Annotated in this window: 15 protein-coding genes and 1 tRNA gene; 7 read left to right on the forward strand and 9 right to left on the reverse strand. The window is 53.1% G+C overall.

Annotated features, from left to right (window positions below):
• Positions 1–293: 293 nt before the first annotated feature.
• From F1728_RS01160 to F1728_RS01180, 5 genes are all read right to left on the reverse strand, one after another.
• Positions 294–3032 carry a M16 family metallopeptidase gene (locus F1728_RS01160; RefSeq protein ID WP_228030447.1) on the reverse strand — a complete coding sequence of 913 codons (2739 nt, stop codon included), beginning with the start codon at positions 3030–3032 and terminating at the stop codon, positions 294–296.
• A 125-nt stretch (positions 3033–3157) separates the two neighbouring features.
• Positions 3158–4078, reverse strand: coding sequence for a rhomboid family intramembrane serine protease (locus F1728_RS01165; RefSeq protein WP_155362547.1), 921 nt, complete (start codon positions 4076–4078; stop codon positions 3158–3160).
• Positions 4079–4160: 82 nt separating this feature from the next.
• Positions 4161–4484, reverse strand: coding sequence for a hypothetical protein (locus tag F1728_RS01170; protein ID WP_155362548.1), 324 nt, complete (start codon positions 4482–4484; stop codon positions 4161–4163).
• Positions 4454–5179 carry a hypothetical protein gene (locus F1728_RS01175; RefSeq protein ID WP_155362549.1) on the reverse strand — a complete coding sequence of 242 codons (726 nt, stop codon included), beginning with the start codon at positions 5177–5179 and terminating at the stop codon, positions 4454–4456. The genes F1728_RS01170 and F1728_RS01175 overlap by 31 nt, the downstream gene beginning before the upstream one ends.
• Positions 5180–5210: 31 nt before the next feature.
• Positions 5211–7511 carry a transglutaminase family protein gene (locus tag F1728_RS01180; RefSeq protein WP_155362550.1) on the reverse strand — a complete coding sequence of 767 codons (2301 nt, stop codon included), beginning with the start codon at positions 7509–7511 and terminating at the stop codon, positions 5211–5213.
• A 204-nt stretch (positions 7512–7715) separates the two neighbouring features.
• Here F1728_RS01180 and F1728_RS01185 point away from each other — a divergent pair, with 204 nt between their 5' ends.
• From F1728_RS01185 to F1728_RS01200, 4 genes are all read left to right on the forward strand, one after another.
• Positions 7716–9158 carry a sulfatase family protein gene (locus F1728_RS01185; protein ID WP_155362551.1) on the forward strand — a complete coding sequence of 481 codons (1443 nt, stop codon included), beginning with the start codon at positions 7716–7718 and terminating at the stop codon, positions 9156–9158.
• Between the two features lie 364 nt (positions 9159–9522).
• On the forward strand, positions 9523–9756 hold the full coding sequence (gene csrA / locus F1728_RS01190) for a carbon storage regulator CsrA (RefSeq protein ID WP_145040571.1): 234 nt from the start codon (positions 9523–9525) through the stop codon (positions 9754–9756).
• A gap of 363 nt (positions 9757–10119) precedes the next feature.
• Positions 10120–11520: a DUF1501 domain-containing protein gene (locus F1728_RS01195; protein WP_155362552.1), complete on the forward strand. Its 1401-nt coding sequence runs from the start codon at positions 10120–10122 to the stop codon at positions 11518–11520.
• Between the two features lie 140 nt (positions 11521–11660).
• Positions 11661–11906 carry a LexA family protein gene (locus F1728_RS01200; RefSeq protein WP_145040567.1) on the forward strand — a complete coding sequence of 82 codons (246 nt, stop codon included), beginning with the start codon at positions 11661–11663 and terminating at the stop codon, positions 11904–11906.
• 25 nt (positions 11907–11931) lie between these two features.
• Here the strand turns inward: F1728_RS01200 and F1728_RS01205 are convergent, their stop codons facing one another.
• Positions 11932–12336 carry an RING finger protein gene (locus tag F1728_RS01205; protein ID WP_155362553.1) on the reverse strand — a complete coding sequence of 135 codons (405 nt, stop codon included), beginning with the start codon at positions 12334–12336 and terminating at the stop codon, positions 11932–11934.
• A 262-nt stretch (positions 12337–12598) separates the two neighbouring features.
• Between F1728_RS01205 and F1728_RS01210 the strand changes: the two genes are divergently transcribed.
• Entirely contained in the window at positions 12599–12976 is a 378-nt protein-coding gene (locus F1728_RS01210; RefSeq protein WP_155362554.1) for a hypothetical protein, read from the forward strand.
• 121 nt (positions 12977–13097) lie between these two features.
• Here F1728_RS01210 and F1728_RS01215 read toward each other — a convergent pair.
• Positions 13098–13171, reverse strand: a tRNA-Arg gene (locus F1728_RS01215).
• Between the two features lie 303 nt (positions 13172–13474).
• Here F1728_RS01215 and F1728_RS01220 point away from each other — a divergent pair.
• The gene (locus F1728_RS01220) at positions 13475–15139 is read left to right on the forward strand and encodes a Na/Pi cotransporter family protein (RefSeq protein WP_194242630.1); all 1665 of its coding nucleotides are present in this window, start codon (positions 13475–13477) and stop codon (positions 15137–15139) included.
• A 6-nt stretch (positions 15140–15145) separates the two neighbouring features.
• Here the strand turns inward: F1728_RS01220 and F1728_RS01225 are convergent, their stop codons facing one another.
• On the reverse strand, positions 15146–16246 hold the full coding sequence (locus tag F1728_RS01225) for an acyl-CoA dehydrogenase family protein (RefSeq protein WP_155362556.1): 1101 nt from the start codon (positions 16244–16246) through the stop codon (positions 15146–15148).
• 130 nt (positions 16247–16376) lie between these two features.
• Positions 16377–17684, reverse strand: a complete 1308-nt coding sequence (locus F1728_RS01230; RefSeq protein ID WP_194242631.1) for a hypothetical protein — start codon at positions 17682–17684, stop codon at positions 16377–16379.
• Between the two features lie 221 nt (positions 17685–17905).
• On the opposite strand from F1728_RS01230, the gene F1728_RS01235 reads away from it, so the two are divergent.
• Positions 17906–19030 carry a tetratricopeptide repeat protein gene (locus F1728_RS01235; protein WP_194242632.1) on the forward strand — a complete coding sequence of 375 codons (1125 nt, stop codon included), beginning with the start codon at positions 17906–17908 and terminating at the stop codon, positions 19028–19030.
• The last annotated feature ends 217 nt before the right edge of the window (positions 19031–19247 follow it).

Genomic DNA, 19247 nt, shown 5'->3' on the forward strand with positions numbered 1-19247 from the left:
ATCGGGCGAGTAAAATCGACTTTGTTAATAAGACAAGAAGCCCAAGGTAACCAGTTCCAGAGCGAGAATCAAGCATCGTTGATTGAAGGCATGTGACTTTCAGCTAACAATCAGCCGTTGATCGATCACAGTTGAAAGCAACTACACCACGCGAAAACAGCTCAGCCGGAAACAGGGATATAGTAAAGGAAGTTAAATAAGAGTTGCGGACCATTAATCAAAAAGAGCGGCTCAAACCATTCCGTTTGAGCCGCTCGAATCAGTTTAGATTAACGATCCGCAGATCTAATCTGCTACTTCTTCAAACTCCCGGAGACCGTGATGATCAGATCTTTGGGGTTAATGAATTTAGCAAACGCCTTCTGAGCCGCTTCGGATGTGACCGCATTGATCTTCTTTTCCAGATCAATGTAATAAGTCATGTCACGATCGGCAAACAGGTTCGTCGTCAAAATTCCAGCCAGTGAAGCATCGCTGGTCCGAGAAACTTCCTGTTGTTCCAGGTAGCCTTTCTGGGCATTCGCCAGTTCTTCACCTGTGATGCCTTTGGCAATCAGCAGTTCCAGCTCTTCTTTGATCGCAACTTCGACCTTTTCCATATTGTCCGGGTTGCAGCTGGCGTAGATGGATATCGATCCGCGGGGATCGACATTGTCTGCGTGAATGAACGCTCCCACGCCATAAGCCAGACCTTCCTTCTGACGTACCCGGTCACCCAGTCGTGAGGAGAGACCACTGGATCCTAAAACAGAACCGGCGACAATCAGATCCGGGTACTCGGGAGACATGCTGTTCATCGGAAAAGTCAGACCGGCGAAGTAGAACGCATTCGCTTTATCGGGAATGATGATCTCTGTCAGTTTGCCAGGAATCTTGTGTGGCTCTGAAGGAATATGAGCATACTCGGCAGGAGATTTCCAGTCGTTCAGCACGGTTCCCAACTGCTCGAAGATTTCCTCTTCTGCGAAATCACCGACAACGGCGATTTCCCCCACGGAGGCGCCCAGATAATTCTCATACAGAGACTGCAGATCACTCTGCGTCAACGCTTTGACGCGGGCAGTCTCTTCATCGATATCCGGAACATAGCGGGGATCTTCGGGTGCATAGGGCCGCAGTTGACGCCGTACCGAGAGAATGGCCCGCGACTGAGGATCGGTTTTCTGCTTATCCAGCATCGCGACCTGCTGTGTTTTCAGCAGTTCCAGTTCGCTGGCGGGCAGGGTCGGCTCACGCAGAATCTGACGCAGAATATCGAGCACTTTGCCCAGGCTGTCGCGGCGGGTTTTGATTCCTACATTCACTTCACCCGGCGAACCGGAGAGCGAAAGTTGTGCACGCAGCTTATTCAGTTCATCTTCAATCTGCTGACGAGTCAGGTTCTTCGTGCCCCGCTTCATAATCGCAGGCAGAAACTCACAAGCGGTCCGCTTGCCTTGCAGATTTTCCAGGTTACCGTAACGCAGGGTCATTTTCAGGTTGACCTCTTCGCCACGCGTCTTCTTAGACAGTAACGCCACTTTCACACCGCCGGGCAGTGTTTTAATGGTGGTCCGTTTCTCGATATTCTCGGGAGAAACGTCGAAGTTTTCACCCGTCGCGACCGCTTCCCGGCCTTTGTAATCGCCAATCATCTTTTCGATGTCAGCCACCTGTGGGATCGCGACTTTCTGGCTTTCCTCTACGGGGACAAAGATCCCAACCGTCCGGTTGTTCTCTTTCAGATATTCATCGGCAACCCGTTTGACATCTTCGGGAGTCACTTTCTCCAGAGCATCTCGATACAGGAACCGCAGACGCCAGTCGCCCATCGCCACCCATTCAGAGAGCTCAACGGCGAGACGGGAACTGTTGTTTTCGGCCTGTTCGTACTGTTTCAACAGTTTCTGTTTGGCGCGGGCCACGTTTTCGGGAGAGATTCCTTTGTCCCGGACTTCCTGCAGGGTATCGAACATAATTCCCAGTACCACCTGCGGGTCATTACCTTTGATGACTTCCACCATCAGCCGCAGCACGCCTGGATCGTGTAACGCAAAAATCGAACCCGATACGCTGGATGCTTTTTTCGTTTTCACCAGGGCCTGATACAGAACGCCGGAAGGATCGTCTGTAAGCGTTGATTCGAGCACATCCAGAGCCGCCATGTCTTTGTGTGCCGCTGCGGGGATGTGATATGCGACACCGACAACGGGAACTTCCCCAATGCGTTTCAGTGTCACGATCCGCTCGCCTTCCTGGGGAGGCTCTTCAGTGTAAGTCTTATCCAGTTTGCGCTCGGGACGGGGGATGGTGCCGAAATATTTGTTGATCAGTTGCAGAGCCTGATCCGTTTCGAACTTCCCGGCTACAATCAGCACGGCATTATCGGGCTGGTAATATTTTTTGTAGAAGGCTTTCAGACGATCGATTGGCACACGCTCAATATCAGCCCGGTTACCGATCGTCGACTTTCCGTAGTTATGCCATTCAAATGCGGTCGCCATCACCTTTTGCATCAGCATGCGGGACGGGCTGTTTTCACCTCGTTCGAATTCGTTCCGCACAACCGTCATTTCTGAAGCCAGGTCTTCCGCCTTCACATAACTGTTCAGCATGCGGTCGGCTTCCATCTTCAGAGCGAATTCCAGATTGTCTTCACTGGCGGGCAGCGTTTCGTAGTAATTCGTCCGGTCGTACCAGGTGGTTCCGTTGAACTGGGCACCACGCGCCTGCAGTTCTTTGGGAATATTCTGATGCGTGGGTGTCCCTTTAAACAACATGTGCTCCAGCAGGTGCGCCATGCCCGTCTCGCCATAGCCCTCGTGCCGTGACCCGACCAGCAGTGTCAGGTTGACGGTGACCTTGGGGCTGGATGCATCAGGGAAGAGCAGCACACGCATCCCGTTACCCAGCTCATACTCCGTGATCCCTTCCACGGTACGAATTTTCTGAGGAGGAGCAGGGTTGTCTGCAGCAGTCACAAACGAATGGGAAACAAAACTCATTACAAACAGTACCCCTGCGGTTAAACTCCATTTTTGTCGATTCATCATCCGATATCTCGCTCCACTTGAGAGGTTCAGCAATATTAGTTGTTGTTCTTGACTCAGTAGTGTCGGCAAACTCTTACGAAATTATAGGCGATTGGCGGGAGGGCAACAATCACTGACAGCAGATTTCAGCCAGTTCGATTTGATTTGCCAGCCTCGCGCCACCACGTGGATGCCAGCCCGATAACGATGCCGGTCCCCAGCCCGAAGCCATGTGCGTAATTAGCCACATTCCCGACCACACCGGCGATACAGAGAAAAAACCAGCCAATCAGAATGATCACCATGTTGGGCGGTATGAAAAAACTGGATTGCGGATCGTATAAGCTTTTCATCCACATGTATCCAAACAAACCATAAACAACGCCCGACAGGCCACCGAACATGGGGCCCGAGAACCAGTACTGCGCCAGGTTAGATGGAACGGCGATCAGAATCACCATCGCGGCCAGTTTCAGACTGCCCCGATTGATTTCAATTGCCCCACCTAACTGGTAAGTCATGATGCAGTTAAACAGAATGTGCAACGGACCAAAGTGAAGAAAAATGGGTGAGACCAGACGCCAGAGTTCGCCCTTTTGAATATCCAGCAACCGGGTATCATAACGCACCATATCGCCCGACACCTCGAAGGAGCAGATACTCAGTGCCTGGCGAATGGGGATGTTGTAGTCATTGGTTTGCATCAGCAGAAACACCACCACACTGACACCGATCAGCAGGGATGTTACCGGACAGCGACTGGTGAAAGGCTGATTCCAGGTGTCACGCACTTTAACCTGACGTTTGACGGCCGCCCGGGCCTGGGCGATTCGTTCATCCCGAATGGCTTCCGCCTGACGGGTGGCTGCCTGGTACTTCTCTGCACCAGGATCATCTGTGAATGCGGCCAGTTCCTGCTTGGCCTGTTCGACCTGATCTTCATCCAGGATCCAGATGTTCCACTCGTCACCGGAAGTATCGATGTTGGCGCCGATCTCCTCTGTGAGCAGAAAGTCTTCGAACAGTTTCGCCTGCTGCTCTGAGGGCAGCGTCCCAATTTTTCGCATCGTGTTTACAATCCATGCCCCTGCTTAACAACATTGACTTCCATGTCAGGCATCAACGGACCCGCAGGTAAAACGGGAGAAATCAGTCCTGCTTCAGGGCAGATAAGTGAGTTTGAATTTGTTGTTCTAAAGTTGTGCGATCAGACCACGGAGTATAATGGGCCCGCATGATAAAACCATAGGCTTCGCCCGGCTGATAGTCCGGAATAAACCATTGAAAATCCCAGGCGGGATTCTGCTTTCCCCCTCCGGTCGGGGACTGGGCAAACCAGATCTGATCCTGTGATCTGAATAGCTGAGTATAAGCATAATTGTCACGAATACCATAGTACCACGGACGCGAATACACATAAGCTGAGGGGTGGTTGACCAGAGTCAGCGGAAAATCTTCAGCAACGCGGGGCAAGAACCGGACTCCTGCAGGGGGATGTGTACTCTCGACTCCATGTGCGGGTGTGCGGGTATGTAAAAATTGTTCGCCCTGATCCGTTCCCTCTTTCCGCCTCCCGTAAAAATGGATCCGACGATCCTGGGGGCCTGGATGTAACTGGCCCAGAACAGACCGATGTAGCCATTTTTGAACACATCCGCATGCGGAATACACTCAAACGTGTACTCGATCGTTCCGTCGTCCAGTATCTGATATCGACCGCAGCTCTCCAGTTTCCAGTTCGGCGTCGGTGCCTGGTAGAGTTCCACCGTATCCTCGGAGATCACCCGCAACTGCATGCGAAACTTGCGCGGTTCAAACTTCTCCGGCAGCCGGGTCGTTCCATCGTGAATGTGCTCGAAGTTGAGTCCAGCCAGCGCGGGGACAAACAGATTCTCTTTCTGCCCTTCATACTTGAGCGAAGCCAGACCATTATAGCCGGCGCGGTGTCCCGGCAGCAGTTCGGTATCGACGGCCGCATTATCGACAATCACCGCAGTCACTTTGCCGCGTTTTAATACGACCGCATGGTCGTTGGTCGTGCGATATTTGACCTGTGGGTTGGTCAGACTGGTGACGCCCGGCGCTGCCTGGGGATGCCTGGCTGATAACGGGCTCACCATGAAACAACTTAATACCAGACCAGCCAGAACGCACCGGATCCAGTTCATATCAGCTCTCCCCTCAGGCAGGTGCTTGAATTCAGTCCTGCTGCATAGTGTCCAGGTAGTTACGAAATTCGTGAATCCGCCGAAGATCAAAACCTTCCGGTGATTTCTCCAGCAGATAATCGGTATCGGCAATCGCCTCGGCGATCCGTCCCGTCTGATAACGCAACACAGCCCGCAGCCAGCGTTCCTGCAAGAGTTCTTGGTCGATGGCAATCATCGTCTCCACGTAGCGAAGCATGGCCTGCACATCCTCGTCGTCTCGGGCAAGATTCAACAGGTTGCGCAACATCCGCTGGATGATTTCTCGTTTGGGTTGCGCCTTGAGAAACTCGGCGTCGAAGCGGCCTCCATTCGCAGTGAGAATCATGACCTTGGCAGCTTCGTCACTCAGGGGTTCGCCCCCCTCGAAGACGTCCACCAGTTCTCCCTGTTCCGAAATGGAATTCACGCGGACCACAAAATGTCCCGGCAGCCCCACGCCATCAATGTCGAGTCCCAGGCGTCGTCCCAGTTCCATATACAATACGGAAAGTGTAATCGGCAGCCCTTCACGATCCTCAATCGTCTCGTTGATATAACTGTTGGATCGGCTGTAGTAGTTCGTACGGCTGCCATGGAAGCCCGTTTCATGGAACAGATACTGATTCAAAGCATTGAGCTTTGCTTTTGCATTCGCATCTTCGGGCAACGTCTTGTTGATCTCATTGACCATGCTCTTCATCTGGCCGAGGTAGACCTTAGGATCCACTTCATTATTGTCCAGACGTGCGATCAATAAAGCGGCTTCCATGAGATCAATGTCCGCCTCTTTTTTATCGCTGGCGAAAATCGCTTTGAGTTCATCGCGAACGGCACTTTCATGAATTGACTGTGCCAGTTGTTTCAGACGCTCAGCCTGTTTCTGCAAGAGACGCGCCCGCTCCTGTAGAGCCTGCTGTGCCCGTCGCTCGTCAGTTTCCTTCACCACCGCTTCGATCAGATCTGCCTGTGGCGGACGATCCACGCGGAGGTCTTCCGTCAGATCCAGAATTTTCTGTGCGGTCTCTTTGGAAGGGCGGTAGGGGGGGATCTCGGAAGCAATCTGGAATCCGCGGAACGAGGCCACCGTATTACGAAACTTAGCCAGTCCGACTTTCCCCTCGGTATAGCGCTGGTCTTTGACCTCGAAAACTTTTTCATCGTTCACGAAGCAGAGGATACGATCCTTCTCCAGGCGAACTTTCAGATGATTCCATTCCTCTTCGCGATAAGCGTTGCTCTTTTTCTCATCCAGCACCCGCCACAAAAAGACATCCGGCCCGTCGAAACGGCTGATCCGCAGACTCTTATTACTGGGATAGAAACCGTAGTGTTTAGTATTTTCATCGGAATAGAAAATCAGCCCCGCAGCCCCCGACTCATCATCCAGTTTGACCTCCACAGCCACTTCATAAGGGAGTTCGGGCAACGCTTCCTGGGAGACACACAACGAACGGCTACCCAGACCGGAGCCGAAGCCATCCACCTGGATCCGTCCGGCACGCTGTCGCCAGCGGGAACCGAACAGGGGCTTCCACAGATGCTCATCCAGAGTGCCGATAGTCAGCCAGCGATCGATGGGCACCGGGTTCGGCTTTTCCAGCAGGCCTTTTAAAGCACTGACATTCACAGCATATCCCAGGTTGCGGGTGACCGCGGACTTGAGTGTCACAATTCCCTGCACGCGTCCCTGGGAATCCAGTACCGGACCGCCACTGTTGCCAGGTTCGATGGGAATCGCCAGCTGAAGCATCGGCTTACCATCAACTTCGCGGGTACCCGAGTTGACTCCCTTTACCACGCTGTAACGCAGTCCCTGGGGATTCCCCAGCACAACCACTTCCGCTCCCTGTTTGAGCGTTTCAGGCTCAGCCAGCTTGAGTGGTTTGAGATTATCGACGGCGATTTTTAAGACCGCCAGATCCATCTGCCGATCGGTGGCGTAGACTTCCTGAACTTCATAACTGGTCCCATCTAGGAGTTGCACAGTAATCGGCCGCGCCTCTCCGATCACATGCAGGTTGGTCGCGATCAAGCCGTTGGCGTCAATCACGAATCCGGTTCCCATGCCAGCTTCCTGTCCGTCACGCCCCGCGAAGGAAACTGACACGACCGATTCTTTAGCCCGTAACGCCAGATCTTCTGCTGATACCCCCGGGTCCGATTCTGATGCCTGCGCTTCCGGACGTGGTGCTACCAGGGGCTGTTCCTCGACCGCGGTGACGACCGAGGGCATGAGCAGCATACAGGTCAAACTGAAAACTGACAGGGCTGGGAATGAAACGCGTTCAGCCCGGCAAACTCGTCTGAACATGGGCAGGCATCCTCGTAAGGGGAAGGGGGTGAGCTACTTAATCACTCTGATTGTATGTGACCGGCTGGCAGAATGCAAAAAAGATCGTACTTTTCCCGTTTCCAGACAGGAGTTTACAACACGCTTGACGTGCCTGGACTGAAATGACAAGCTGGAATCCTGGTTTGGCGAATTGTCCCCAACTGTTTATTAAAGGCAGATACTATGCGCTCCGTTCTGTTTTCATTTCTGATTGCTCTCAGCTGCCTCCTCTGCCCCGCACAACAGGCGACTCAGGCCGCCTCACAGCCCAATATTCTTTTCCTGTTTACCGACGATCAGGCCCCCTGGGCACTCGGAAAATCAGGACATCCGCACGCCAAGACCCCCAACATCGATCAGATCTTTCAGAACGGAGCTTACCTGGTCAATTCCTTTACCACGACGCCGGTCTGCAGTCCTTCGCGGGCCAGCCTGGTCACCAGCCGCTACGGCAGCGAACTGGGCATCACCGACTGGCTGCATCCCCGTACGGAACCGGAACTGGGGCTGAAAGCAGATACGATCACCTGGGTCAAACTGCTTAACGACGCGGGCTACCGAACTGGTCTGATCGGGAAATGGCACCTGGGGCTGCTCGATCAACAGCATCCGACGCGCTTCGGATACGATTACTTCATGGGATTTCGCAGCGGAGGCAATGTGCCTAAAGATCCCACGCTCGAAGTGAACGGCAAAGATCAGAAGCTGAAAGGCCTGCTTCCCGACATCCTCGTCGATGATGCCATTCGTTTCATCAGCCAGGAATCAGACAAACCGTTCCTGCTGTCTCTACACTTCCGCGCGCCACACACTCGCTGGCTGCCGGTCGCCGATGAAGACTGGGCGCCCTTCAAAGACCTGGATCCGCAGATTCCAAACCCTGACTATCCGGACCTGAACACGAAACGGGTCAAGCAGATGACCCGCGAATACCTGGCGAGCGTGGCCAGTGTGGACCGGAATGTGGGACGCCTGCTGGACAGACTGAAACAATTGAATCTGTCCGAGAATACGATCGTGATTTTCTCCAGCGACCATGGCTACAACATGGGACACAACGGCATCTGGCATAAAGGAAACGGGCACTGGGTACTCAACCAGAATCCCCCCGCCACGAAGAACATTCCCAAGGGGCAGCGGCCTAACATGTACGATAACTCCATCCGCGTTCCTACCGCTGTGCTCTGGCCCGGTGTCACTCAATCCGGACAAGTCGTTCAAGGAACCGTCTCGAATCTGGACTGGTTTCCGACACTTCTGGAGATGGCCCAGGTCCCGATTCCCTCAAATCTGACAATTCGTGGCACGAGTTTTGTGCCCCTGCTGAAAAAAGAAAACGAGAAAGCATGGGACAACGACTTTTACGCGGAGTATAGCACCAGGCATCAGTCACACACCCACATGCGAATGTACCGCACGCCGGAATGGAAACTGATCCGCGACTTCCTAAACCCTGAAAGAGATGAGCTTTACCATCTAACCACAGATCCACAGGAAGCGATTAATCTCATCCAGTCCCAGGATCCGAAGGTCCAGAAAATCCGCGATGAGCTGCACCAGAAGATCCTTTCGAACATGAAATCGATCGACGACTCCGTGCTGCAGCAGGTCGGGCAGGGCTCCTGAATCGACATTTTTGTAAAAAAGTCAAAACTGCTCTTGCAAGAAAATCCAAACCGATATACATTTCGCGCCAGCAATCAACTACTTGCCCGGCAGGAGCCGGCCGCATGCTCGCCGCTGGAGGAGCGAGCCCTTCCTATATAAGAGACACATGACAGCAAAATAGTTGCTGAATTGAGTCGAACGACTGACTCAATAGTCCTTTTGGTTGCCTGATTCTACCGCCGACACGTATCAGAGTATGTCGGTGCACAGAGCGGAACACAATCGATCCACAGATAGATCGAGTTGCATCCGTACCCCACCCAGGCAGTGTTCGAGTTGTTTGAAACACGTTCTGTTCCGCATTACAAGAAGGAGTCTTTCAATGTTGGTCTTATCCCGCAAAGTCAACGAATCCATTCAGATTGGCGACAACATCCAGATTACGATTATCGAAACCCGCAAGGGAACCGTGCGTCTGGGAATTAACGCCCCCCGGGAAATTCAGATTTCCCGTCCTGAGCAGGTCAAACAGACTGTGACTCAGGAAACCACCACACAGGAAGGAAACCGTGAGAATTCTCAGTTTTCCCTCTCCTTTTGTGGCACGATTTCCTGAACCGGTTTCGCACATCGGACAGCCGGAGGAAGCGCACCCGCGCCTTCCTGCCCCTGTCCGGGCGAAACCCTGACACCACAGCCTGCCGACATCCCTCCACGACTGAATCCGCCCGCCGGTCTCTCTGAATCCTTTTGAATTTTCCAGGTCCCCCTGTCGGGCTCAACGTACGCGCCGACAGTGGGACGGGACCAAGGCAGTAACTCTGGAGAAACAGCTAAACGCATCAATTTCCACTTGTGTGTATCCATGCTCACGGTTAGAATCTAAACAATCCTGCGAAATTCCTGCATCCCGATACCACAATGTACCCACCAAAGAAATTGACGTTCCCGCCTGTACCCACAAGCCAGAGGTAACTTCATGAGTGCTGACCGTTCTGTTTACTGTCCCGGCCCAATGTCACGCCGCAGTTTTCTTCAGGCCGGTTACATGGCACTGGGAGGTCTGGGGCTGGCCGACCTGCTCCGTCAGCGCGTACTGGCTAATTCACTCAATCCCCAGGCAGGGAACCGGGAAGATACCGCAGTGATTTTCATCTGGCTGCTGGGCGGCCCCAGTCATATGGAAACGTATGACATGAAACCCAACGCCCCCAGTGACTATCGCGGACAGCTCAATCCCATCGCCACGCGGGCTCCCGGCATGGAGATCTGCGAGTTGCTTCCGCTGCACGCGAAAGTCGCGGACAAATTTTCGATCATCCGCTCCATCTCGCATGAAGACTCACAACACGCCCGCGGTTCGGTCCGTTTTCTGAGCGGTCGTAAAACACAGAGCGTTAATCCGGTCTCGGAGTTTCCCACCGTCGGTCCTATTGTCGCCAAGATGCGTGAGCACCGTCGCGTCGGCGTACCCAATTATGTCGCCAGCTCTCCACGGGCCTACGGGGGTGGCAGTGCCTACCTGGGGGAATCCGCGATGCCCTTTGTCGTAGGCGGGAATCCGGGTGCGCCGGGTTACTCAGTGCCCAACCTCTCGGTTTCCAACAGTGTCAAAGATCGCCTCGATGACCGGCTGGGACTGCTGCAGTCGTTTGATAACTTCCGCAGAGACGTCGACCTGCACGGTTCCATGCAGGCCCTGGATAACATCAACGAACAGGCCCTGGGTATGCTCACCAGTGACAAAGCCCGCCAGGCTTTTGATCTGTCACAGGAGAGCGAAGCCACCCGCGACCGTTACGGCAGACACAAATGGGGTCAGCGGGCGCTACTGGCACGGCGGCTCGTCGAAGCGGGCACCAGCTTCGTCACGATGTATATGAACAACCCCGACATTCCCGGCACCCAGAAAAACCGCATCCATTCCAACTGGGACATCCACGCTATTAACGGTGACCTGTATTATGACCTGAGCGTGCGGATGCCGCCGTTCGACCGGGCCGTCTCGGCACTGATTGACGACATTTATGCACGCGGTCTGGATAAGAGAGTCCTGCTGGTCGTCTCAGGAGAATTCGGCCGTACGCCCCGGATTGATGTGAAACCCGGCACCAAAAGTAAGGTCATGCAACCGGGCCGCGATCACTGGCCGGGAGCGATGTCGGTTCTGGTCTCCGGGGGTGGGGCTCCCATGGGACAGGTTATCGGCTCAACGACCGCCAAGGGAGAATATGCCAAGGACAACAAGCTGGATCCCAACGACCTGCTGGCCACCGTCTACCATTTCATGGGCATTGATCAGAACCACGAATTCCTGGACCGCAGCGGCCGCCCTATGCCTATCCTGCCTCATGGTTCACCAATCAAAGAACTGATCTAAGCTGGCACGTTCAGTTGCATTTTCCGACGCCAGAGGATAAATCTGCTCTGGAATTTCTACAGGCCGTCTGTCAAAATTCCCACAGGCCCCACTATCAGGTTGAGGGCCTGACTGATTTCCCCATCGATCAGGTTAAGAGCATGAAACGACTCACAGTAAAACAGCAGGCGATCCTCAGTTTCATCCGCGTTTACCGAGCCAGAGCAGGGGCCGCCCCCACCGTACGGGAAATCGGCGCCGCCTTCGGCATCAGATCTACCAACGGCGTTGTCGACCATCTCAAAGCCCTGGAACACAAAGGCCGACTCAAACGCATCGGCACCATGCCCCGCGGCATCGAAGTCATCGAAAACCTGCGCATGCGATTTTCAGGAACCGTTTCCTGAAGGTAGCCAACCAACTGCCGACAGATCAACGTTTGGGTTCAGTCATCCCGGCATCGAGAACACAAAACGTCTGCAGGACAAGACCAGGGGCAAGGTAAGCCGCATAACCAAGCACAATGAAGACAAACCATAATACAGCTCGCAGATATTGCCCCTTGTAAAGTTGGCCCAGTCCCGGGAAGCAACCTGCCAGAATCATCGCCAGCAGTGGATTCCATTTTCTTGAATAAGGGCTGGTCTCCGCATGCGGGGACTCTTCAAGATCGGCTCTCGGGAGGTCATCCCGTGCGCGAGGCGGTTGAGGAAAGCTCCCATCCTCATAGGGAATATCTATTTCATTATTACATCCCAGGCAAAACCCCGGTTGACCTGCAGCAGTATTGGGTACTTTGATGTATTTTCCACACAGGGGACATTTAAATTCGATCATCTGAGTTTCTGGTCTAAGCGTGCCTGCTTTCCCATTCCGTATTCTACCTGAACTATACATAACCAAAGGCCATTGTAATCACAAGCAGAGAATGGTCTTTCAGATCTACGGCTTGCCAATAAAGGTGGTTGACATTCAGGAGGTCAGGCTCATTAATTGTTGGACGCAATGCAATTAATATCCCCCTGAGCAGTCTGACTTCACACACCGCCAGTCCGCTACCGCTCAGCCCACCCGGCAGCATATTCAGGAAAATCAGGTCATGACCAAACAGGCCCCGTGCAGCCGGACACTGCTGACTGTTCAGATTCTGCTCACCACCCTCACTGGTGTATTTACTTTACTCGCGTGGTTGAACGACATCGGTCCCTACTGGAGACTCTATGCCGGCCTGTTCGCAGGCAGCATGACAGCGCTCATCTTTCGCTCAGGGTGGCTCATTCCGTGTACTGTTTGCAGCACACTCTTTGGAATATTTATCGATCCCCCGATCAAAAGTGGCCTGATCGATGCCCAAATGTGGCAGACGGTATCGAATCTCTGGAGTGGTGTAATCGCCGGGCTGGTGCTTGGAGTCACTATAGAGATCACATTGAAAACATCAGATGACGAGCACACCAGCGTTGAAGATTCCACATAACACAACGATGGCCGTCAATCGCTCGCTCGGGAAGATTCAGAAGGGGATGTCGGGAGAGAAGGTGCAGGGCAGTTATGGCCCTTCCTCAATCAGCCCCGTAAGCAGCGGGACAGAAGCAGAGTACCCCCGGCTGGGCTCGAACCAGCAACCTCTGGCTTCGGAAGCCAGCACTCTATCCAATTGAGCTACGGGGGCCTGTTGCGCCAGGTAGACATTTCAACACGTCCACCAGCGAAAAATGGTGCGGAAATCGTTCTAAAACCGCCTTAGAACTGATTTACCGCGTCTGATGCAATCCTACAAGGATCAGGGGCAAAATTTTGGCAGTCTCTGCCAAGACAGGCTGCCCACTCCCTTGTATTCTCACCTGATCTACATAATAACTATGCGAAATCTTAACGATAGTTTCACATTCATCAAGACATACGAACACGATTAAACACTCCCGTTTTGCAGAAAAAGGGGAGTGAGACATCAACCACAGGGTCCAGAAACAACATGTTTGAAATGACGACCACCCTCATTGGCGGTCTGGGAATTTTCCTCCTGGGAATGAAGTACATGTCCCAGGGTCTTCAATCTATTGCAGGAGCCAGTTTGAAACGGCTGATTGGTGCCGTCACTAACAACCGGCTGCTGGCAACAGTTGTGGGCTTCTTGGTCACGGTTCTCGTTCAGTCCAGTTCTGTGACAACCGTGATGACAGTCGGGTTCGTCAATGGCGGCCTGATGTCACTGACACAGGCGATTGGTGTAATCATGGGCGCCAACGTCGGTACGACCGTTACCGGCTGGATTCTGGTGCTGAAGATCGGTAAGTACGGTCTCCCCATGCTGGGAATCGCAGCGTTCGTCTATCTGTTTTCCAAGAATGAACGACTGCGATACGTGGCCCTGGCGATCATGGGGGTCGGTATGGTCTTCTTCGGCTTACAGCTCATGAAAGAGTCTTGTAAGTTCATTCATGAGATGCCCGAGTTCCGCCAGTGGTTTCTGCACTTCCAGGCAGATACGTTCCTGGGCGTCTTCCAGTGTATGCTGGTTGGCTGCATTCTGACTGTGCTTGTGCAGTCCTCTTCTGCAACCCTGGGAATTACGATCTCCCTGGCATCCAGTGGTCTGATTCCCTTCGAAACGGCAGCAGCCCTCGTCCTGGGAGAAAACATTGGGACTACGGTTACCGCTCTGCTGGCTTCAATCGGTACCACAACGAATGCCCGTCGTGCCGCTTACTTCCATTTCCTGTTCAATATCGGCGGCGTACTCTGGATTTCCACAATCTTCTTCTGGTATGTCAAATTCATTCCCTGGTTGATTGACGTCGATGTGACTAAAGAGGTCGTGGTTAACGGCGAAGTGACCTTTCCGGAAACCGTCAAAGCCATCGCGGCCACCCATTCGGTGTTCAACATTCTGAATACGCTGGTTTTCCTCCCCTTCGCGGGCAATATCGCCACGCTGCTCACCAAGGTCGTCAGGGACAAACCGCAGGAAATTTCCCACCTGACCAGCCTGGACATCCGCATTCTGGAAACTCCGGTGCTGGCAATCGAACAGTCACGGGGCGAAGTGCTCAAAATGGGCCGGCTCTGTGATGAAATGGTACAGATGCTGAAACGGATCCTTTCCCAGGACACGCCTGACCCACTGGAAGTAGAAGTCCTCTTTCAGCACGAGGAAGAGTTGGACCGGATGCAGGATGAAATCACCAGTTACATCACGCATCTGCTGGCGATGGATCTCTCCCAGGAAGTCATTGCCCAGGGCCGTTGCCAGTTGAGAATGGCGGATGAATACGAATCGATCAGCGACTATCTGCAGCGGATTGCCAAATTCCGGCTTAAACTGAAAAAGCAGGGCCGAAGTTTCGACGAATCGCATAACGATTCCCTGCTTGAAGTGCTGACGATGGTCGAACACCAGTTGCATCAGGTGACTGAGGCTTATCAACACGAAAACCGGGACATTGTGGATTCGACCGTGCACTCCGGCAATGAGATCAAAAACAAAGTCAAGTCGCTCTCCAAGGAGCACCTGGACTACCTTTCCGAGGAGAAGGTCGATCCCTATATCAACGTCTCTTACACTTCCACACTGAATGCGATGCGGCGTGTCCGGGATCACATCATCAACCTGGCCGAAGCCATGGCTGGCGAAAAGTAATCAGCGTCAGTCGAGCACGCAGGCAAACTCCCGCATATTGGCATGCACGACCGGTTGCGGGCAGGACCAGACCAGGAAGAACATCGCCTCACGAATCGCCCGTTCTGCGGGATGCCCTTTGACAAAACCCGCTCCTTTCACAGCGGCCAGCAGCGCCTGTGAAGACCGCAGCACCAGCGAATTCGATCGCTCGCGGATTTTCTCAGAGAACGTACCGTTCAAGGTTCCTGCTTCCAGGGTCTCGAACATCTCGCGATAAATTCCCGCGCATTCTGCGTGCAGGGGTTCATAGATCTCGAGCAGATCTGTACGTTTTTCTGTTTCTTCCTGCAAATGGGCGATCGCCCGTCGTGCCACTCCCAGTGCGAGGGCAGAGGTCGTCAGCGAGCCGGCGCCTCCCTGGCCATCGGGGCGTTTCATCACCTGTTCTACAGGACCTGCAATCAGGTGTTCTGAGGGAATCTGTACCTGGTTCAGTTTGACCGCCCCTGTATGGGATCCGGTCATCGAGAGCATCTCGATCGGAGACTGCGGGTCTACGCCGTTCGCCTTCGTATCGACGAGTGCCAGAATCTGGGTTCCGTCTTCGCAGACGCCACCGGTCACAATGTAGTCGGCGTGGACGGCCCCGGTGACCCAGGGAACGAAACCATCGAGAATCCAGCCGTTATCGTACGAATGCGCACTCACGGTTGGCTTCTTTAAATGCTGGCGAGAAGTCGTCAAATGTGAAATTCCGACGGTGGCGAACTTCGTTCCGTTGACCAGTTCCTGAAATACGGTGGTTTTGAAATCAGTATCCGAGGACCAGTTGATCCGCTGGCAGGCTGCATTGAACTGGGTCAGCACGAATGTCGTCGTGAGGCAGGCTTCTGCCAGGCGAATATAACCATAGGTCATTTCAAGTGAGTCAAAATCTGCTCCCCCAAACTCAACAGGTACATTCCAGCCCAGGACACCAGCCTCTTTCAGAGCGTTCCAGGCTTCTGCAGGCCAGTTCAACTCGGCCTCCGCACCAGTGGCCAGTTGGGCCAGGGTGGCGGTCAGTTGTTCAAATTCCTCGGTAAACCGTGAGGGAGGGTTCCCGTTCGCTAAATCAGCAGACATCAGATCACTCGTACTTGATAGAATTAAAAACCGTTTCGTAATACACAGTTTATAAAAAAAGCCTCATACTCGAAAGTATGAGGCTGATTTCGACTATCGCAGTCTGCAGGGTGATACTCCTGCAGTGCAATTAGTTACAGGTCGAACAGGCTGGCTCACAGACCTGAACCAGTACCTTTTTGGGTACTCTTCGGCAGACCTGAACCGGTACCTCTTTTTCGACGGTATAGGGCACACAGACTGTGTAAGACTGCTGTACGACACGGGGCACCCGCTTGCAGACAGTTACCTTACGGGTGCAGGTACGCTGCTCAGGAACGCAGACAGTGTAGTTAACCTGGCGAGTCTTTTCCTCTTTGACAAAGGAACAGACTTTGACATCGCAGGTCCGAGTTTCCTGACGGCAGAGTTGCACCTGATAGTTATACTGCTGAGGCACACATTTCACGTCACAGACTTTGACGGTACGTGTCCGGGTTTCAGGACGGCAGAGCTGAACGTTGTAGGTGTACTTCTCGGGAACACAGACGGTCTCACAAACCTGCACGGTACAAGTCCGTTGCTCTGGCTTACAGCACTGAACTTCATAGGTGAATGGTACCTGTTCGCACTGCTGCTGGTAGGACGTGTATTCGACCTTTTTCTGTACAACCTTCGGCACCCAGACCCGCTGTGTGCAGACGGGAGTACAGGCGGGCTGACAACAGTCGCCACAGGTCCCACAATCACCACATGCGGGGGCAGGGCAGGCGGTCTCGATAGGACGGTCTTCCCAGTGTCCCTGGTCTTCACAGACAGTTCGATAGCGTTTGACGGGCACGCATTTCATGACGGTCCGCATGCCGGTCCGTTTTTCGGTGTAAGGTACATTCACAGTGTAGGTCTGCTGGACGTCTTTGGTGACGACTTTCTGAACCATCCGGGTCGCGGTTCGCTGTTCGGTGTAGGGAACGTTGACCGTGTATTCCTGCTGCTCATCCCGCCAGAACCGTTGTTCGACCATGCGGGTCGCAGTACGGGTTTCGTAGTAGGGCACGTTGACGGTGTAGGATTTCTGAGAGGTCTTCCAGATCGGTTTACAGACGACATACTTCTCAGTCCGTGTGCGCACTTCCGGAACATACGCCGTGTAAGTCTGAGTGATCTCTTTCACTTCAGGTACATTGTCGTAGATGGTGACATCCCGCTGCCGAGTTTCTGTTCGATAAGCGGTACAGTGAACCTTGCGGGTTTCTGTTACCATCTCAGGCACCATCACTGTCTGTTCGACTGTCTTGCAGGCGGGTTTGCATGTGATCGTCGCACAGGGATCACATCCGCTCACACAAGGTGCAGAGCTCACACAACACAACTGCGATCGACACTTACCTGCCTGAACTGCAGTAGTCATCATCATGATGGCTGCAGCCACACTCGCGATTTTGAGTATCGATTTCACGATTCCTCCCCTTTTGATCATTGGTCTGACATCATAGTTCCGGAAGACAACGTACCCGTAAAATCAGATCGCAGCGGGTTGGATTTCCCTGAAATTTGAAAACGGTTGTACGCGCATCTAGCATACCATGTTAACATAGGAATTCTACAGAAAATATCAATTATAACGAAAAACTAACAATCACAAAGAACTTACGACCAGACAACCCCATGAGATACCAGATGTCCACCTCATTAAAGCTTAAACCCCAACCAGGCCTCCTGCTGGGATACCTGTTTTTATGCTGCCTGCCTGCTGCCAGTGCGGAAAATCAGAAACTCGCTCCGCACACTCGGATTGTGACATCCAGGGAAGCCGATCTGAAAACCGCGGAAGGCATCAAACAAAAACTCAACCCCGGAGAAGTGGTTCTCATCACGGAAAAGAATCAGGAGTGGCTCTGGGTGCCTCTGCTGGGAGGCTGGGTGCGGGAGACTGATGTCAGAATCCCGGGCGATCTTATTTCATATCTGGACAAGGCAATTCAAGAGAAGCCAATCGTGGAGCGGTACCAGCTTCGAGCCATTGCCCGCCAGGAGCTGAAACAATACGAGGCGGCGATAGCTGACATTGATGCAGCAATCAAACTGAAACCAGACAACGCCCATCTGTATATTAACCGGGCCGGGATTCGACGTTTACAACAGCAGAATCGGGCGGCACTGGATGATCTGAATCACGCGATCAAACTGGCCCCGCACAGCGCACACGCCTATCAGCTGCGTGGCATGCTTTATCTGGAAGACCATCAGCCAAAATTCGCGATCGATGATTTCAATCGGGCTCTGAAACGGAATCCCAAAGCAGTGGACTCACTCAATGCCCGCGGCATCGCGTATCTGGAGCAGGGGAAACCCGATCTGGCGCTGCAAGACTTCGATGAAGCAATCAAGCTCAACAACTTCGTATCGCAAGTATTCGGAAATCGAGCCGGCGTCTGGGAAGAGAAACAGCAATATGCAGCCGCGATAAAAGATTATCAGCGGGCGATTGAACTCAATCCACTCTCACCGATCGTACACAATGATCTGGCCTGGCTTTACGCAACCTGCCAGGCCCCGGAATTCCGAAACCCCAAAGCAGCGGTGCTGCATGCGAAACAGGCCTGTGAACTGACCCAGTCACAGGATGCCAATCTGCTCGACACATTAGCGACTGCTTATCAGGCGAATGACCAGCTCGAACTGGCCATAAAAACACTGGATTCCGCCATCCAGAAAGCTGCTCCCGAAGGTAAGTCTGAAATGCAGGAGAAGCTGTCAAAATACAGAAAAATGCAGGATCTCGCTCAAGATCAACAGGATTAAGCAACCTGAACACCGTTCACAGTCTCATTTTAGTGTCTGAAGGTGGTCTCCGCAGCTATCCAATCTGGCCGGCATGAGCCTTTTTCGGAATTCCCAAATAGAAACCGAAAAGCGACAACGCGACAATCCGCATGCCTTACCTAAAGTTACGCACTGTCAACTAGGTAAACTATTCCAGAGAGTCTGTTCATAATTAAGACACCAAAGAATTCATTCC

The sequence above is a fragment of the Gimesia benthica genome, assembly GCF_009720525.1.
In the GTDB taxonomy this organism is placed as follows: domain Bacteria; phylum Planctomycetota; class Planctomycetia; order Planctomycetales; family Planctomycetaceae; genus Gimesia; species Gimesia benthica.

Coding starts and splice junctions, on each gene's coding strand:
- F1728_RS01205 (WP_155362553.1), bottom strand. CDS start 12,336: ATGATCGAATTTAAATGTCCCCTGTGTGGAAAATACATCAAAGTACCC.
- F1728_RS01235 (WP_194242632.1), top strand. CDS start 17,906: ATGTCCACCTCATTAAAGCTTAAACCCCAACCAGGCCTCCTGCTGGGA.
- F1728_RS01220 (WP_194242630.1), top strand. CDS start 13,475: ATGTTTGAAATGACGACCACCCTCATTGGCGGTCTGGGAATTTTCCTC.
- F1728_RS01175 (WP_155362549.1), bottom strand. CDS start 5,179: ATGAACTGGATCCGGTGCGTTCTGGCTGGTCTGGTATTAAGTTGTTTC.
- F1728_RS01210 (WP_155362554.1), top strand. CDS start 12,599: ATGACCAAACAGGCCCCGTGCAGCCGGACACTGCTGACTGTTCAGATT.
- F1728_RS01165 (WP_155362547.1), bottom strand. CDS start 4,078: ATGCGAAAAATTGGGACGCTGCCCTCAGAGCAGCAGGCGAAACTGTTC.
- F1728_RS01180 (WP_155362550.1), bottom strand. CDS start 7,511: ATGTTCAGACGAGTTTGCCGGGCTGAACGCGTTTCATTCCCAGCCCTG.
- csrA (WP_145040571.1), top strand. CDS start 9,523: ATGTTGGTCTTATCCCGCAAAGTCAACGAATCCATTCAGATTGGCGAC.
- F1728_RS01225 (WP_155362556.1), bottom strand. CDS start 16,246: ATGTCTGCTGATTTAGCGAACGGGAACCCTCCCTCACGGTTTACCGAG.
- F1728_RS01195 (WP_155362552.1), top strand. CDS start 10,120: ATGAGTGCTGACCGTTCTGTTTACTGTCCCGGCCCAATGTCACGCCGC.
- F1728_RS01185 (WP_155362551.1), top strand. CDS start 7,716: ATGCGCTCCGTTCTGTTTTCATTTCTGATTGCTCTCAGCTGCCTCCTC.
- F1728_RS01200 (WP_145040567.1), top strand. CDS start 11,661: ATGAAACGACTCACAGTAAAACAGCAGGCGATCCTCAGTTTCATCCGC.
- F1728_RS01160 (WP_228030447.1), bottom strand. CDS start 3,032: ATGATGAATCGACAAAAATGGAGTTTAACCGCAGGGGTACTGTTTGTA.